Raw genomic sequence first — 15,973 nt, forward strand, 5'->3', positions numbered from 1 at the left:
GAGAACCGATCCGCGGACCTCTCGACCGGACTTCGGACTCCTCCCCTCGCGCCTGGCGCGAGCTGACCGCCGCGGGAGGCAAGGCCGGCGCCTCGAGTCTGGCGCGCCCCGACCGAGAGAACCGATCCGCGGACCTCTCGACCGGACTTCGGACTCCTCCCCTTGCGCCTGGCGCGAGCTGACCGCCGCAGGAGGCAAGGCCGGCGCCTCGAGTCTCGGCGTTCGCCTCCCCAGGATGGGGCACCATCCGCACCCGTGCGCGCTATCGCCCAGGGGTTGCGTGGACCTCGCCAGAATTGCTGGTGAATCCAGGTAACGGGAGTGGTCCGCCGCGTGCAAGGCCTCGCCATTCACCGGCGACCTCCCGAGGGCTCCTCGCTGCTCTCTCCGGACGTCCCGACGAAGGCACTCGCGATCCGTGTCTGGCTGGAGGCGTCTCGGTGAAGCTCGAGTCCGATGGCAGTGCTCTCGTCGAGAGCGAGAGGCGGCTCCGCACCGTCGTGAGCGCGGTCACCGCGGGCATCGTCTTCAAGGACCGGACCGGCGCGATCCTGGAGTGCAACCCCGCCGCGGAGAGCATCCTGGGGATCACCCGCGACCCGGGGACGGGCCAGCTGGCGGCCGACCCCAGGATCGGCGCCATCCGTGAGGATGGGACCCCGTACCGCGTCGAAGACTGGCCGGTGTTCGAGGCCATCCGGACCGGGCGTCCCGCTCGCGACGCCGTCATGGGCTTCACGCAGCCTGGGGCAGCCGTCCGGTGGGTTCGCGTCAACGCCGTTCCCCTGGCCGAGCCCGGGGCGGCGCCGTACGCGGCCGTCGTCTTGCTCGACGACATCAGCGCGGAGCGAGAGGCCGGCCTGGAGCTGCGCCGGCGCGAGAGGCGGCTCAACGTGGCCCTGGAATGCGCCGGTCACTACTACTGGGAGGAAGACATCGCCTCGGGGCGCTTCGTCGCGGGGCAGCCGTGGACGCTCCTCGGCTATGCGCCAGGCGAGATCGAGCCGACCAGCCGCGCGTGGCTGGCCCTCGGCTACCCCGGCGACGAGGAGCGACGCAAGGCCCTCAAGCTGGCCCACCTGGAGGGCCGGAGTCCCTCGTACCGCGCGGAGTATCGTGCTCGGGCCAGGGACGGCTCCTGGCGCTGGTTGCTGACGTGTGGGCGCGCCCTCAGGGACGAGCCGGGTGGCGCGGTGATGCTCGCAGGCACCATCACCGACATCACGGAGTCGAAGCAGCTCGAGAGCCAGCTGCGGCACGCCGATCGACTCGCGAGCGTGGGAACGCTCGCGGCGGGCGTCGCCCACGAGGTCAACAACCCCCTCACCTACGTGATGGCCAACCTCGACTTCGTCGATGACGCCCTCGCGCGAGCGGAGGCCGGCGAGGGCCCGGCGGTCCCGGCGAGCGAGCTGCGCGTGGTCATCGGGGAAGCCGCGGCGGGCGCCGAGCGGGTCAAGCAGATCGTCAAGGGCCTTCGGCACTTCGTGAGAGCCCCCCGCTCTCCCGAGCGGCACCTCGTCGATCCGCGGCTCGAGGTCGACGCCGCGATCGCGCTGGCGCGCCACGAGGTGACCGCGCGCGCCGAGCTCCGGGTGGACGTCCCCGAGGAGCTCCCGAGGATCGTGGCCGGGGAGCACGAGATCTCGCAGGTGCTCGTCAACTTGCTGATGAACGCGGGGCAAGCCATCCCCGAGGGTCACGCCGGCTCGAGCACGGTGTCGTTGAGCGCCACGGTCGCCGGCGAGCGGGTCTGCTTCACGGTGAGGGATACCGGGACCGGCATCCCGGACGCCGACCTCTCCCGGATCTTCGACCCGTTCTTCACGACCAAGCCGGTCGGTTCGGGGACCGGCCTCGGGCTCTCGGTCTGCCACGGGATCGTGACCTCCCTGGGCGGCACGATCGAGGTCACCACGGAGCTCGGTCACGGCAGCACGTTTCGCGTGTGCCTGCCGGTCGCGCCCGCCCAGGGTCAGGAGCTGGCCGCCCCCGTCGAGGCGCCGACCTCCGCCCGGGGACGGGTCCTGATCATCGACGACGAGCCCCTGGTGGCGCGCGGCATGGCCCGCCTCCTCGCCAAGGACCACGAGGTCGCCGTCGCGGGCTCCGCGGCCGACGCGCTGAAGCGGATCCACTCCGGCGAATCGTGGGACGTGATCCTGTGTGACCTGATGATGCCGCAGATGGATGGGGTGGACTTCGAGGCGGCGCTCGCCACCTCGTGCCCGGCCCTCGTCCCCAGGATCGTCTTCATCACGGGCGGCGCGTTCACGGAGCGGGCCCAGGCGTTCCTGGCGGGCGACCGGAGGCGGATGTACAAGCCGGTGGTGCCGTCGGAGCTGCGGGCGCTCATCGCCTCCATGCTCATGGGCCGCTAGAACGCCGGCGGCCCCGACCGAGAGAACCGATTGGCGGACCTCCCGACCGGATTGCGGACCCCTTCCGCCGCGCTACCACGCTCTGCACTGCGGTCCGCCGCGGCACGACTCCTGCCCTGCCGGCGCGCATGACCGCGCCACGCCAGGTGCTCCCCGGCACCACCTACCTCGTCACCCGCCGCTGTTCCGAGCGCCGCTTCTTCCTGCGCCCTTCCCCGCTCACCAACGCCATCTTCCTCTACGTCCTCGCCGTCGCGGCCAGGCTGTACGGCGTCCGGCTCCACGCCTTCTGCGTCCTCTCGAACCACTACCACCTCGTCCTCACCGACCCCCACGCCCGCCTCCCCGCCTTCATGCAGTACCTGGACGGCCTGGTGGCCCGCGCGGTCAACGCCGCGCTCGGCCGCTGGGAGGGCTTCTGGTCAGCGGAAGCGTCCTACAACGCGGTCTCCCAGGCCGACTCCGACGACGTCGTCCGGAAGATCGCCTACGTCCTCGCCAACCCCGTCTCCGCCGGCCTGGTGCGCAGCGGCCGCGACTGGCCCGGCCTCTGGTCGTCCCCCGAGCAGCTCGGCACCGCTACCCTGACGGCCGCCCGGCCAAAGGTGTTCTTTCACCCCTGCGGCGCCCTGCCGGAGTCGGTCTCCCTGCAGCTCACGCTTCCGCCCGGCTTCTCCTGCCCCGAGGAGCTGCGGGCCCGGGTGGAGTCAGCGATGACCGAGCTCCCGGAGCGACGGCGCACCGAAGGAAAGGTGCGCGGGTTCCTGGGCCGGGCCGCAGTGCTCGCCCAGAGCCCCTTCGGCCGGCCCGGTACCGGCGAGCCGCGGCGGAAGCTCAGCCCCCGCTTCGCCGCCGCCGACCCGGTGAAACGGGTCGAGGCCATCAGCCGCTGGCGCACGTTCCTCGATGGCTATCGTCGGGCTCTGGCGTCCTGGCGGTCCGGCGTGCGCAATGTGCTCTTCCCTCCCGGCACCTACCAGCTCCGCCTCGAGCACCGCGCACCCTGCGCGGCGCCGGGGTGACGGACGCGGGGGCATTTGGTTGCGGACCGGCAGCCAACAGTAATACAATAATGGAGGTCAGGTGAACTTCGCTTGGGACGCTCGCAAGGCCGTCTCGAACCGGAGGAAGCACGGCGTTTCCTTCGAGGAGGCAGCGACCGTGTTCGCTGACGTGCTTGCGCTCCATATCGAAGACCTCGTCGATCCCCAACGGACGCTCCTGCTTGGGTTGTCCACCCGAGGTCGGCTACTCCTCGTCGTTCACGCGGCATTGGACGAGTCGACAGTGCGGATCATCAGTGCCCGGCGCGCCACCTCGCACGAGCGGAGGCGATATGAAGAAGAAGGTCCGTAAGCCCAAGGAGCCCTCGGCGGCCTCGCTCCGGGACATTCCACCCGTCGACTTCGATCACGCACGGGTTCGTCGAAACCCGTACGCCGCCCGCGTTGCCTCAGAAGGCGTTGTCCACCTCGGACGAGGGAGGCCGAAGAAGGGCACGGAGACCGGCCCCACCGTCCCGCGCTCCGTACGATTCCCCGCGAAGCTCTGGACGTTGCTCGAAGAGAAGGCGAAGGCCGAGGGGCTCACCCTGCACTCGGCGCTGCGCAACGCCATCCTCCAATGGGCCAAGCGCACACCGTGAAGCGCTCGGGTTCGGGCAGCTCGGATAGCCGAGCCGCCAACAGCGGCGGCCGCTTGGTGGCGGAGCTCCGCTAGAACGCCAGCCCCGCCGTGGCCCCCACCGAGAGGGAGTACTTCCCCACCTCCTGCCCGAGCGCGTCCTTCGCGCCGGCGAGGTCGGTGAAGCCCGTTCCGAGCAGGCCGAGCCGGAGCCGCCAGACGAACCACTCGATCCCGGCTCGCAGGCCCAGCGCCGGCGAGAAGCGGGCCGGCTTGCTCAGCACGTCGAAGCCGCCCACGGCGAGCCAGTAGAGCTGGGTGCGCGGCGCCACCGACATCGAGGTGCCGAACCCGCCGAGCGCGACGGTACGGCCGTCGGTGAACTCGATGCTCTCCGAGATGAGCATCCAGTCCTTGCGCAGGCTGAAGGTGAACATCGGCCCGAAGGCGGTCTCCCTCCCCTGGGAGAAGAGCATCGACGAACCGAGAGAAGCCGCCCGAGTGAAGCCCCCGTTCACCTCCTGGGGCGGCGGCTCGGGGCTCGCGGCCGGCTCGGGCTCGGGAGGCGGCGGCGGCTGCGGCAGGCCGGTAGCGCTGGACGGCGCCTCCTCCGGGGGCCGGGGCAGGCGCTTCGCGTACTCGTAAGTCGCGGGTCCCTTCTCGGGCTGAGCCACCGATGCGGCAGGACCTGACGGCGCCGGGATCGGCGGCACCGCGGGGCTGGGGCTCGAGGTAACGGGCGCCGGGTGCGGTACGGGCGGTGCGGCAGCCACCGCGGGCTCCGGCCGGGCGGGCTCCGGGGTAACTGGAGCTGGCGCGGGCACAGGGACGATCGGCACGACCACGGCCGGCGCGCTCGGAACGATGACGGGGGCGGCGGGAGCTGCGGGCTTGGGTGTCAGGGCGACCTGGGGCTTCGGGGCGGGCTTCTTCTCGGCCTTCCGAGAGTACTTTGCGGCAGCAGGTGCCGGCTTTGCCGCCAGGGCGACCCGGGACTTCTGGCTGGCCTTCCCGGCCTTCTTCTTGTCGGTCTTCTTTTCGGCTTTCCGAGAGTACTTGGAGGACGCGACAGCCGGTGCCGCCTTGGCCCCCGCGGCCACCCGGGGCTTCTGGCCGGCCTTCGCGGCCTTCTTCTCCACCTTGTGCCTGGCGCCGGAAGCCTGCTTCGTGAACGCCTTCTTGCTCCCCTTCGCGACCGCGACCGGCTTCTTCGGCAACACCTTCGCCGCCGCCTTCGCCTTCGGCAGTTCCTTCACAGGAGCCGCGGGCTGCGCGGAAGCCGGCGCCGCGGGCACCACGGGAGCCGGCGCCGCCGACGCCGCACCCTGCCCCGCCGCCGGCGCCTGCTCGACCTTCTCGACCTTCTGCCGGTGCCACCACGAGATCTCGAGGTGCGTCGCCCACCAGGTCAGCGGCAGGGCCACCAGGATGGCCCAGACCAGCACCCGTTTTGCGACCTGGCGTTTGTCGGCCAAGGAGAGGCCCCCCGTTCAGAGCGCAATAGCTCCGAATTGGGCCCTCCACAAGTTCCCCGCCCGCCGGACCGGACCGCCCTGGCCCGTCAAACTGCGCAAAGCCAGGCGATCAGGACCGCCGCCGCCGCAGCCGCGCCAGGAGCGCCGCCGCGATCGCCAGGAGCCCTCCCCCGCCGCCCGTCGCGCAGCCGCCGCTCGACTTTCCCGCGACCGGCGCGCAGGTGAGCGTGGCGGCGCCCCTGGGATAGATGGTGCACACGCCCTCCACGTCGTCCGCGTCGAGCGCCCGCCGCGTCTGCCCGGTCGGGATGGTGGGCTGCATCACCGACCCGGCGGTGCAGGAGTCGTACGGCGCGGCGTACTCGCAGGTGTGATCGAGCCCGAGCACGTGGCCGGCCTCGTGCAGCGCGATGCTCGCCACGTCCACGTAGGCGCACGCGGTCGGCAGCGGCGAGGAGGCGTAGGGGGCGCTGCCGCACGACGGCGACTCCGCGCAGGTGAAGTACGAGCCGTTGGGCGGGTTGTGGCCGTTCCAGCCGTGCAGCTCGATGTCGGCGTCGCTGATCTGGCCGGTCTTGCCGTTGAAGCTGACGGTGGTGAGCCCGATGGTCCCCGTGACGTCGTGCTCCCAGCAATTGTACTTGGCCGCGCAGGCGCCCACGGTGTTGCGGCACGCGTCGTTCTGCGGCACCACCGAGGTGTCCTGGCACTGCCCGCTGCGGAAGACGATGAGGTTCACCCCGTCGTTGCCGACGGCGACCTTGTCCGTGGTGCCGGCGCTCTGGAACGCGAAGTCGGTGCAGGCCTGCGACTCGCCGGCCCGCGTGGCGCCGCTCCAGGTCGGCAGCGTGGCCGCGACCAGCGACGCCGCGGCGCTGGCGTCCTGGCAGGGCGCGCAGTCGGGGCAGGCCGCCCGGTTCGGCGGGTTGGCGGCGCTGGTCGCGTTCACGGCGAAGGAGACGGTCCGCTGTCCCCACCAGAGGCAGGTGCCCGCGCCCGGGTTGCCCACGTCGGTGGTGGACCGCACGTAGGCGTGGGCCTGGGTCGAGGCGGCGAGCAGCGCGGCGACGGCGGCGAGGCGCAACGGGTTCATGGCACGCTCCTGACGCGGCGCTCGAGCTCCGCGGTGGACATCGCCTCGGCGCGCCGCTCTCCGGCGGCGATCCGCTGCGTGATGAAGTTCGTGTGGGAGAGGTCGGGGGACGCGGTCTGGCCCTTCACCGCGAACTTGCCCTGGGCGAGGCCGTTGACGCGGTACGCCCCGGCCTCGGCGCGGTCGAGGAACAGGACCACGTCCTCGCCCTTCGCGAGCTCGGGCGCGCCGTCCACGCGCTGCGTGAGGTCGCCGACCGTGCCGCCGGGGACGATGACCTGCAGGCTGCCGGCAGGCTTGCCCCGCCAGCGGGCGGTCACCGCCAGATCGACGATGGTGTAGACGCGGCGGCGGTCCGGCGAGAGCGTCGCGCCGAGCCGGGTCACCCGGCCGCGGACCACGGCGTCCGAGGCGCGGGCGAGCCCCTCCACCGAGACCGCGACCGCCTCGGTGGCCAGGGCGGGCGCGGCCATCAGCAGGACGGCGGCGAGCGCGAGCGGCCTCATCGGCCGATGATACCCCTTTGGCGGGCGAGCGCCCAGGCGGTCGCCTTCTCGCGCGAGGCCCGGCGTCGCATGCCTCGAGGCGATTGGCTCAATAGATCAGCTCGACGTGGCAGTTGTAGCAGGCCTGGTCGTACGCGGAGACATAGGGCGTCCCCCAGACCGGGTTCTCGGCCAGGTGGCAGGCGACGCTCGTGCAGGTCTTGGTGGCGGGATCATACCGGGACCTCGAGAGACTGAACGAGATCGTCTGGCCCCCGGGACTGCGCGTCACGTACGCCGGCCAATCCGGCGATCCGACGATCGGCATCAGCCAGTACGGCTGGGTGGGCGTGTTGGGCGCCGCGGGGAGCCAGCTGATCGACGGGAGCGTGGTCCGGGGGTCGAAGGCCACGTCCCTCGTCCCGTTCACGTGCCGCAGCGGCAGCACCTTGCCGGTCTTGAGCGGGGCCTTGGCGTTGGTCCCGCCGTGGCACGAGGTGCACTGGAGCCGCTGGTACCAGAGGCCGCTCAGCCTGTAGGGATCGCCGCCCGGCAGCTGATAGTTGCCGGTGGTGTCGAGGTAGTAGAAGCCGCTCGGGCCGGTGTTGGCCGGGTCGGTCGTCTCGAAGTGGCAGGTCTGGCAGGTGATGGGAGCGGAGTCGGCGCCGGATCCCGAATTGCCTCCGTGGTAGCTCGCCAGCCACGGCCCGATGAGCCCGGCGAAGTGGCCGAACTCGAAGCCGTCGTCCGCGAGGTTGACGTGGCTGTTGGCCGTCGCGCTGCCCGCGCCGCCCGAGGTGTAGCGCGGCGGGTTGTCGTGGCAGCCGTTGCAGGCGAGGTGCGCGCCCGACGTCCACGCCGGCGCGGTCACGAACTGCGCGCCCTGCCGCCCGCTCGAGTGGCAGTAGACGCCGCTGCAGGTGCCGCTCGCCTTGTCGTAGGTGGCCGTGGTCGCGTTGCGCGCCTTGAGCGACCCCGCGGGCGCGGCCGCCTCGTAGAGGACCACCTCCACCTTCCCGTCCATGTGCTTCGCGGGGTCCACCGGGTGGCACTGCCCGCAGCCGAAGCCGTAGACGGCGGGCGCGGTGGTGGCGGTCGCGTCGGGGAAGCGGTCCTGCAGGACCTTGGTGTCGCCGTAGCCGCTCGTCGCCTGCGCCGTGGTCAGCCCGTAGTGCGCGGCGTGCGCGCCGGTGGTGGGCGGATAGCCGTGGCAGGCGGCGCAGCCGCTCCCGCCGGTGCCGCCGCCGCTGAAGTCGAGGACGCCGTTCACGTGCTTCCCCCCGGCGATGTCGATGGTGCCGTCGGCGAGGACGGTCTTGGAGTGGCACCCGGCGCAGCCGGCCGGGGCGCTCCCGACGGCGGGGTGAGGATCGGGCGGCGGCATGGCGTGGCAGGAGCCGCACTGGATGCCGCTGCTCGACCACGCAGGCTGGGCCGGCCCGTGGCAATAGGTGCTGCAGGTGCCGCTCGCCGCGTCGTAGCTGCCGAGGGAGGCCGGGAGCGAGGCCTGGCCGGCGCCGGCGAGGGTCACCTGGGCGCGGGCCGACTTGCCGCGCACGTGCCCGAGGTCGGCCGGCACGGCGTGGCAGGTGGCGCACGAGAAGGGGCCGGCGAGGGACAGGCCCGCGCCGTTCGTCCCGAGCAGGTGCGCCTGGTGCGCGCCGGTGCGGGCGGGCGCGGCCGTGCCCGTGAGCCGCTGCGAGAGCGCGTCGGGGGGCGCCGACCAGGCGCCGTGCGCGGCCGCGTCGTAGCCGGCCTTGCTCTGGACCGTGCGGGCGCCGTGGCAGAAGGAGCAGTTGGTCTGCCAGCCCGTCCAGCCGGCCTGCGCGTGGCACTGGTGGCAGGAGGGCGCGATGCCCGCGCCGGAGAGCGAGGCGCCGTGGCAGCTCGGGCAGTTGAGCGCGCCCGCGACCTTGCCGAGGTAGTCGAGGTAGGCGGGCCCGTGGTCGGCCGGGCTGAGGTAGTTGGGATGGCCGCTGCCTCGCGGGCCGAAGATGGCCATCACCGTCTTGTCCGCGCCCGCCCGGAGCGTGCAGGTGCCGTTGCCGCCGCAATCACCCGACCAGCTCGTGAAGGCGTTGTCGCCCTGCGGCGTGGCGGTGAGGACGACCGCCTGGCTCCAGGGGATCGCCACCGGCCCGCAGCGATCGGCGCCCGGGTAGTAGACGGGCACCTGGCGCAGGACGCCATTGGCGTCGCGCACGGTCGTCATCGCCGACGCGCCGCAGCTGATCCCGCCCACGTCGGAGGCGACGATGCCGCCCACCGGGGTCCGGACCGTCACGTTGTACGAGACGCCGACTACCCCTTCGGAGCTACTACTGGCGGGACGCTCATTGCGACCGCACGCCACCGCCGTCGACAACAGGACAATCCACGCAAACGCGTTGCGGCGCATTCGAAGCCTCCCCCGAACAGGCGAGCGCCGCGCACTTCACGCTGGGAGAGCGCACGGCGAGCCCAGACCCGAGCGGCTTTGCGGCGCAACCTTCGTGCCACCGGACGAGCCGCCGATCTGGCCGACAATCGAGGCCATTCACCCACCGAGAACGACGGTCACTGGGTGTTATGCCGCAAGTTGTGTTTTTTTGACGCATTGCGCGGGCTCGCAGCCCTGCGCCGCGCCGGTAGATCCGGCAGCTTACCCTCACCATCGGGGGAGCTCGCCGGGGAGCAATTCTTGCAGTGCGCCCCCGTTCGACCGCTGCGCGCCGTTGGATGGCGCGGCGCCGGGGGGACTCGATGGCTCACTCACGCCGTTGCACCGGAAGTCTGCGCCGGCTCGCGCTCGCCGCCGGTCTGCTGGCCGTCGCCGCGTGCGGCGGAAGCTCCTCGCGCAGCGCCGGCACCGGCACCGCCAAGGGCCAGGCCGGGCTCTACTTCCTCGTGAACGTCTCGAGGCCGGTGAACGGCACCATCACCTCGGACGACGGCCAGCTCCGCTGCGGCCCAGCCGGCGGCGCCGACGACGCCTGCGGCCCGGCGCGCTACGACTGGAGCGCGACCGCGACCCTCACCGCGACGCCCGCGCCCGGCATGACGTTCGGAGCGTGGGCCGGCGACTGCTCGTACCGGGGCCCCTGCGTGCTCGACACCCGCGTCTCCGGCTCGGACAAATGGGTCGCCGCCGCGTTCGGCCCGCCCGGCCAGGTCGGGCACGGCAACTTCACGAGCCCGACGGTGCACGGGCCCGCCTACGTCGCGTTCGTCTCCGGCGCGCCCGACGCCTTCGCCTGCAATGCGGCCGGGTGCCACGGCGCCAACCTCACCGGCGCCGGCATCGCGCCCTCCTGCGACGATTGTCACGCCAAGGCCGGCTTCCCGTCCTGGCGCACCAACTGCTCCTTCTGCCACGGCTTCCCGCCCGCCACCGGCGCGCACGCGGCGCACTACGGCCTCGCCGGCCGCGAGACCACGTCCACGTACGGCGACGTCCGCGTGCTGCAGGACCTCTACCCGGCGGCGACGCCCACCACGGCGCCCGGGGTGTACGCCTTCGGCTGCGGCAACTGTCACCCCATCGACCCGGCGAAGCACCTCGACGGCAAGGTCGAGGTGACGCTCTACGAGCCGGCCGCGCCGCTGCTGTCCCTGAAGGCGCGGAACGCCTCGACCGCCGCGTACGACGCCGCGAGCGGCACCTGCAGCGGCGTCTACTGCCACTCGAGCGGCCAGGAGCTCCCGGCCTTCGCGACCGCGCCGGGCTGGACCTCCGGCGCGCACCTCGGCTGCTCCGGGTGCCACGGCAACCCTCCGCGCTATGCCTCGGGGCCCGCCGGCGCCACCGACGCGAACAGCCACCTCGGCTTCCCCGTCGGAAAGGGAAAGGAGGCGGGACACTTCCTGGGAATGCCCGGCCCCTACCACGGCTCCGAGCACGGCGCGGGCAACTACGCGGCCTATTACGGCGCCTGGGGCGCCACCATGAAGGCCTCGCCCATCACCTGCCAGCAGTGCCACTTCGACACCACCGATCCGAGCAGCACCGGCAGCTCCGGCTTCTACTGGCTCGACACCACGGGCGACTACCACCTGCCGGGCGGGACCGCCTCCCGCCTCACCACGCCGGAGTACGCGCAGCTCCAGTGCACCTCCTGTCACTACACCGGCGGCAAGTCGCCGCCCGGCGTCGGGCGGGTGCTGCCGCTGCGCCACGTGAACGGCTCGCGGGACGTGGTGTTCGACGAGCGGCCGCTGCCGGCGAGCCTGGTGAACGGCCTGCCGCCCGATCCCTACCGCCCCGTCTTCGCGGTCTGGGCCTACTCCTACCCGGACTTCAGCCTGAGCTACGGAAGGGCGCTGCCCAACGTGACCTACAGCCGCCCCGGCACCACGGGCAGCGGCACCATGTCGCTCAGCCTGAGCGGCGCCAGCTACGACCCGTCGCCCGGCAAGAAGACCTGCTCCAACGTGAACTGCCACTTCTTCGCGCCGCAAGGGAAGGTGAGCTGGGGCGGGCGGACGACCTGCGGGCCGTGCCACGGCATCCCGCCGACGTGACCAAAGGCCCCACTCGATCATGACTCCAGACAAGCTCGTCGGGCCTCGTCGAATCGCGCTCACCCTGCTGCTGGCGACGCTCTCTGCGTGCGGGAGGTCTCACGACGCCGGCTCGTCCTCCGCCAAGGGCTCCGCGGGGGTCTTCTTCCTGGTCCGCGTATCACGACCGGTGAATGGCACCATCGACTCCACCGACGGTCAGCTCCACTGCGGGCCGGCTGGCGGGACCGCCAATGCGTGCGGACCGGCGCGTTACGCCTGGAGCGCCACCGCCACCCTGACCGCGACGCCGAGCGCCGGCATGATGTTCGGCGCCTGGGGCGGCGACTGCGCGTACCGGGGCCCCTGCGTCCTCGACGCGCACACGTCCGGCGCCGACAAGTGGGTGGCCGCGATCTTCGGCCTCCCGGGCGAGGTCGGGCACGGCAACTTCACGAGCCCGGCGATTCACGGCCCCGCGTACCTCGACACCCTGGGCGGCGCCCCCGACTCGTTCAGCTGCGCCACGGCCGGCTGCCACGGCGCCCAGCTCACCGGCGCGGGGATCGCGCCCTCCTGCGACGCCTGTCACGAGAAGGCGGGCTGGGCCGGCTGGCGCACCAACTGCTCCTTCTGCCACGGCGCCCGCGACGCCGCGAGCATGGCCGGGTACGACCCCGCCGCGCACCTGGACTGGGCCGCGCCTCCGGACGCCGTCTCGCAGCGGCTCGACGGCGCGCCCGCTCCGGCCCGCGCCGGCGCGCACCAGGCGCACCTCCAGGGGATCACCGCCGCCGGCCAGCGGCTCGCGGGGCCGTTCCCCTGCGCCACCTGCCACAGCGTACCCGCCGACCTGGGCCACGTCCGCGGCGCCTCGGCCCGGGCGGTCGTCACCCTCACCACCTCCACCGCCTCGGGGCAGGTGCAGCTCCTCGGCAGCTACGACGCCCTCACCGGCACCTGCACCACCTACTGTCACGGGGTGAGCCCGTCGCCGGCCTGGGGCACCCCCGGGATCGTCTGCGGCTCGTGCCACGGGATGCCTCCGGCCGCTCCACACCCGGCCGTCTCGAGCGCGCCGGCCGGCTGCGCGATGTGCCACCCCGGCACCGTCCGCTCCGACGGCACCATCGACGTCGCGGGCGGCAAGCACGTGAATGGGGTGGTGGACGTCGCCTTCGGCGCAGGAGGCGGCGCGGGGTGCAACGCCTGCCACGGCGCGCCGCCCGCCACCGGTGCCCACGTGGCCCACTCCGGCTCGCAGCCCGACACGACCTACGGCGACACCCGGATCACGGTGAACGGCCCCGGCCTCCAGATCGGCTGCGGCAACTGCCACCCCACCGATCCCTCGAGCCACCTCGACGGACGGCAGGAGCTCGTGCTCAACCCGGCGCTCGTGCTCCCCGGCGGCACGAGCACCGCCGGCGCGCAGGTGAGCGGCACGTCCACCAGCACCACCTGCAGCGTGGCCTGTCACTACCCGCTCGGCGCGCCGGCGCGGACGGTCTCCTGGAGCGCCACGGGACCGCTCCCCTGCACCTCCTGCCACGCGAGCATCAACCCGGGCGGCGCCGCGCCGACCGAGCGGGCCGGCCCGTCCCTCCACGATCCCATGTTCGGCGACCCTCGGCTCACCTCGAGCGGGACCACCTGCTGGTCCTGCCACCAGGCGAGCGCGCACGGCGCGAGTCACCTCTCGGGCAACGCCGCCCTCCTCGGCAGCGACGGGGTGAGCGCGACCTGCATCGCCTGCCACAGCCCTCCGGCGTCGCCGGGCGCGGGGGCGGGCCAGGTGCTCTCCAGCGGCGGCGCTCCGGACGCGGCGAGGACGCCGCCCGTGCTGCTCGGCTGGACGGATGCGGTCAACGGCGACTGGCACGGGAGCCGGGCCGGCACCGGCTCCGGAGGGACCCTGGCCGCCCCGTACGCACGACGTCAGGGGCCGCTCCCGTGCACCGCCTGCCACGCCGGTCACGCCAGCAGGAACGCCTTCCTCTTCGCGGCCACCGTGAACGGGAGGGTCATCCCGCCGAACGCCATCGATCGCGCCGGCGTCGGCGCCGAGGTGCTCTGCTCGGCCTGCCACCAGGGCCAGCGCCACGCCTACTGCATGAGCTGCCACACCGACCAGCGGCTCGCGAACGGCGGGTTCGGCCCGGGCAACCCGGTCGATCCGCAGCCCGCCGGGAGTCCCTGCTTCTACTGCCACGGTCACGAGGGCCTCCGGAACTTCCCCTCGCCGGAAGCTCCGCACGGCATGAATCCGCCCTGGGACGAGACCTGCCAGCACTGTCACTCGGTCCAGGACTGGACGCCCGTCGTGAGCTACCAGCCTCCGGCGTGGGTCGCCCAGCCCGCGGCGACGGTCACCAAGGGCAGCGCGGTCATCGCCTGGCAGACCTCCGGCGGAGGATCGACGTCGTGGGTCGAGTACGGAGTGGGGGCCCCGACCTACGTGGCCGGCAGCGGCGCCCTGACCAACCAGCACTCGGTCACCCTGTCCGGCCTCGCCCCGAGCACCACCTACGTCTGGCGCGTCCGCAGCAGCGACAGCTCCCGCAACGTCCTCACGACCGCGCTCCAGAGCTTCACGACACCGGATCCGAGCGTCCCCTCGGCCCCGGACCTCCTCCCCACGGCGGACCAGTACGTCGACTGGGGCGGGAGCGATCTCTGGACGCAGCTGGCGTGGAGCCCGGTGACGGCGCCGTCGGGCACGGCGGTGCAGTACCAGGTGCAGGTCGGGCCGAACGCCACCTTCGCGGGCGCGGTCACGGCCGGCTTCCCGAGCGGCGGCCTCGTTCCGGCGACCTCGCCCTGGCTGTCGTCCACCGCGGCGAGCGTCTACGTCTACGGTCTCGTGGATCCTGGCTGTGCGGTCGAGGGCATGAACACCGGCCCCGGACTGACCGTCTTCTGGCGCGTGCGCGCCCAGGACGCCCAGGGCCACACCTCTCCCTGGTCGGCCGCCGGCGCGTTCACCTCGTACTCGCAAGAGAACTGCATCTGAGCGGCTGGCGGTCCGGCCGCCGGAAGCGCGTCAGTCGAAGGCGTGGCAGACCTTGCAGAGCGGCGTCGGCGTGGCGTCCTTGGTGCGCCGGGCCTCCGCCTCGAGCGCCTGCGCGGCCGCGCCCATGCGGCCGGGGGTCCCGCCCCACGTGGTCGGATCGCGGAGGTGGACGGCCGGCCGGGGATGGGAGTTGGGCGGGAGCGCGAGGTGGTGGTTCCAGTCCGACGACGAGGCGTGGCAGGTGCTGCAGCGCAGGCGGCCGTCGGGGAGCGACACGCCCTGGCGGCGCACCTCGTCGGCCGGGCGGAGCGGCGCGGAGAAGCCGCCCCGGAGCCGCGCCGCCTCGTAGTCGAGGTCCACCGGGTGCGTGGAGTGGAGCGTCGTCGAGGCGCCGCCGCCGGCGTGGCACGACATGCACTGCTCGGCGGGCGCGTCTGGCTGGCGGGTGAAGAGCAGGCACCCGGCGCTCAGGGCCCGCTGGTCGCTCGCGGCGGAGGTGGCGGCGGCGAGGAGCGCGAGCAGGGTCGGGGAGAGCGGGAGCACGGTGCTGCGAGAAAGCTCCGCTCGCGAGAGCGGCCGGGCCAGTCGCGCTCAGGGTAGAGCGGCGGCCGGACGGGCCCTCGCCGACCGGGGACCTGCCCTCGCGCCTGCGACTCCTGCCACCTCGCCGCTCAGTCGCCGTACGAGTGGCAGGTCTGGCAGAGCGGCGTGGGGCTCACGTCGCGCAGGACGCCCGGCTGCGACGGCGCGCCGGCGAGCGCCCGGTGGTTCACCGGATCGCGCGGGTTGACGGCCGGGCGCAGCTTCGCGCCCGCCGGGATGGCGAGGTGGTAGCGGTACTCCGACCGCCCGTCGTGGCAGGTCCCGCAGCGCACGCGCCCCTCCGGCAGGAAGGCGCCGCGCCGGACCGCCTCGGCCGCGGTGCGGAGCGCGCCCCCGCGCTGGACGACCGCGGGGTAGGCGAAGTCCACCCGGTGCGAGGAGTGGAGCTCGTGGCAGCCGAGGCAGTCGTCCGCGGCGGCAGCCTCCTTGCCGGGGACGAAGAGGGAGCACCGCGGCTCCGGCGGCGCCGCGGCCTGCCCGGCCGGCGCGATCGCGGCCGGGAGCGCGTCCCCGTAGACCGCCTGCGCGAGCGTTCGTCGCGGCGCGGCGCCCGACGCCGGGAGCGCGCCGCCGCCGGGCCGGGTGAGCTGATCGAGCTGCCGCATGTAGTCGGCGAAGGCGAGCCGGTCCTCGTCGATGGGCGAGGCGGCGCTCTCCGCCCGGGCGGAGCCGACGAGACCGACGAGGACGACGACGAGGACCTGGGCGGGCTTCATGCCCCCTCGCCAGAGCGACCGGCGCGCCAGGTCTCGAGATCGGGAATTGCCCCGCGCTTCCGCCCGGTTGCGCGGATTTCACGGCCGGCGCAGCGGGTCGTGATC

12 protein-coding genes are annotated in these 15,973 nt (G+C 73.2%); 6 read left to right on the forward strand and 6 right to left on the reverse strand.

Going from position 1 to position 15,973, the window contains the following annotated elements:
• The first annotated feature begins 440 nt into the window (after positions 1–440).
• The 4 genes from AMPC_RS12040 to AMPC_RS12050 all read left to right on the forward strand — a co-directional run bounded on the left by AMPC_RS12040 (position 441) and on the right by AMPC_RS12050 (position 4,026).
• Positions 441–2,381 carry an ATP-binding protein gene (locus tag AMPC_RS12040; RefSeq protein ID WP_248340991.1) on the forward strand — a complete coding sequence of 647 codons (1,941 nt, stop codon included), beginning with the start codon at positions 441–443 and terminating at the stop codon, positions 2,379–2,381.
• A gap of 128 nt (positions 2,382–2,509) precedes the next feature.
• Positions 2,510–3,403 (forward strand): transposase, encoded by an 894-nt coding sequence (locus AMPC_RS12045; RefSeq protein WP_248340993.1) that lies wholly within the window; start codon positions 2,510–2,512, stop codon positions 3,401–3,403.
• 61 nt (positions 3,404–3,464) lie between these two features.
• Positions 3,465–3,737, forward strand: coding sequence for a BrnT family toxin (locus AMPC_RS20610; RefSeq protein WP_404800617.1), 273 nt, complete (start codon positions 3,465–3,467; stop codon positions 3,735–3,737).
• Entirely contained in the window at positions 3,718–4,026 is a 309-nt protein-coding gene (locus AMPC_RS12050) for a hypothetical protein (RefSeq protein WP_248340995.1), read from the forward strand. Before AMPC_RS20610 ends, AMPC_RS12050 begins: the two co-directional genes overlap by 20 nt.
• A gap of 70 nt (positions 4,027–4,096) precedes the next feature.
• Here AMPC_RS12050 and AMPC_RS12055 read toward each other — a convergent pair whose 3' ends face one another.
• From AMPC_RS12055 to AMPC_RS12070, 4 genes are all read right to left on the reverse strand, one after another.
• Positions 4,097–5,479, reverse strand: a complete 1,383-nt coding sequence (locus AMPC_RS12055) for a hypothetical protein (protein ID WP_248340997.1) — start codon at positions 5,477–5,479, stop codon at positions 4,097–4,099.
• Positions 5,480–5,588: 109 nt separating this feature from the next.
• Positions 5,589–6,572, reverse strand: coding sequence for a matrixin family metalloprotease (locus AMPC_RS12060; RefSeq protein ID WP_248340998.1), 984 nt, complete (start codon positions 6,570–6,572; stop codon positions 5,589–5,591).
• A complete protein-coding gene (locus AMPC_RS12065; RefSeq protein ID WP_248341000.1) occupies positions 6,569–7,078 on the reverse strand; it encodes a hypothetical protein in 510 nt (169 codons plus the stop codon). The genes AMPC_RS12060 and AMPC_RS12065 overlap by 4 nt, the downstream gene beginning before the upstream one ends.
• Positions 7,079–7,166: 88 nt before the next feature.
• A complete protein-coding gene (locus AMPC_RS12070) occupies positions 7,167–9,341 on the reverse strand; it encodes a CxxxxCH/CxxCH domain c-type cytochrome (RefSeq protein WP_248341002.1) in 2,175 nt (724 codons plus the stop codon).
• Positions 9,342–9,799: 458 nt separating this feature from the next.
• Here AMPC_RS12070 and AMPC_RS12075 point away from each other — a divergent pair, with 458 nt between their 5' ends.
• Both AMPC_RS12075 and AMPC_RS12080 read left to right on the forward strand, forming a co-directional pair.
• Positions 9,800–11,557, forward strand: a complete 1,758-nt coding sequence (locus AMPC_RS12075; RefSeq protein ID WP_248341018.1) for a CxxxxCH/CxxCH domain c-type cytochrome — start codon at positions 9,800–9,802, stop codon at positions 11,555–11,557.
• A gap of 19 nt (positions 11,558–11,576) precedes the next feature.
• Entirely contained in the window at positions 11,577–14,549 is a 2,973-nt protein-coding gene (locus AMPC_RS12080) for a CxxxxCH/CxxCH domain c-type cytochrome (RefSeq protein ID WP_248341026.1), read from the forward strand.
• Between the two features lie 30 nt (positions 14,550–14,579).
• On the opposite strand, the gene AMPC_RS12085 is transcribed toward AMPC_RS12080, so the two are convergent.
• Both AMPC_RS12085 and AMPC_RS12090 read right to left on the reverse strand, forming a co-directional pair.
• Entirely contained in the window at positions 14,580–15,092 is a 513-nt protein-coding gene (locus AMPC_RS12085) for a hypothetical protein (protein ID WP_248341028.1), read from the reverse strand.
• A gap of 128 nt (positions 15,093–15,220) precedes the next feature.
• Positions 15,221–15,868 carry a hypothetical protein gene (locus AMPC_RS12090; protein ID WP_248341030.1) on the reverse strand — a complete coding sequence of 216 codons (648 nt, stop codon included), beginning with the start codon at positions 15,866–15,868 and terminating at the stop codon, positions 15,221–15,223.
• Positions 15,869–15,973 lie beyond the last annotated feature (105 nt).

The organism is Anaeromyxobacter paludicola (assembly GCF_023169965.1).
GTDB classification, from domain to species: domain Bacteria; phylum Myxococcota; class Myxococcia; order Myxococcales; family Anaeromyxobacteraceae; genus Anaeromyxobacter_B; species Anaeromyxobacter_B paludicola.

Excerpts from the sequence above, each read along its gene's own strand:
- AMPC_RS12045 (WP_248340993.1), top strand. The coding sequence starts at position 2,510 with ATGACCGCGCCACGCCAGGTGCTCCCCGGCACCACCTACCTCGTCACC.
- AMPC_RS12050 (WP_248340995.1), top strand. The coding sequence starts at position 3,718 with ATGAAGAAGAAGGTCCGTAAGCCCAAGGAGCCCTCGGCGGCCTCGCTC.
- AMPC_RS12060 (WP_248340998.1), bottom strand. The coding sequence starts at position 6,572 with ATGAACCCGTTGCGCCTCGCCGCCGTCGCCGCGCTGCTCGCCGCCTCG.
- AMPC_RS12065 (WP_248341000.1), bottom strand. The coding sequence starts at position 7,078 with ATGAGGCCGCTCGCGCTCGCCGCCGTCCTGCTGATGGCCGCGCCCGCC.
- AMPC_RS12075 (WP_248341018.1), top strand. The coding sequence starts at position 9,800 with ATGGCTCACTCACGCCGTTGCACCGGAAGTCTGCGCCGGCTCGCGCTC.
- AMPC_RS12080 (WP_248341026.1), top strand. The coding sequence starts at position 11,577 with ATGACTCCAGACAAGCTCGTCGGGCCTCGTCGAATCGCGCTCACCCTG.
- AMPC_RS12090 (WP_248341030.1), bottom strand. The coding sequence starts at position 15,868 with ATGAAGCCCGCCCAGGTCCTCGTCGTCGTCCTCGTCGGTCTCGTCGGC.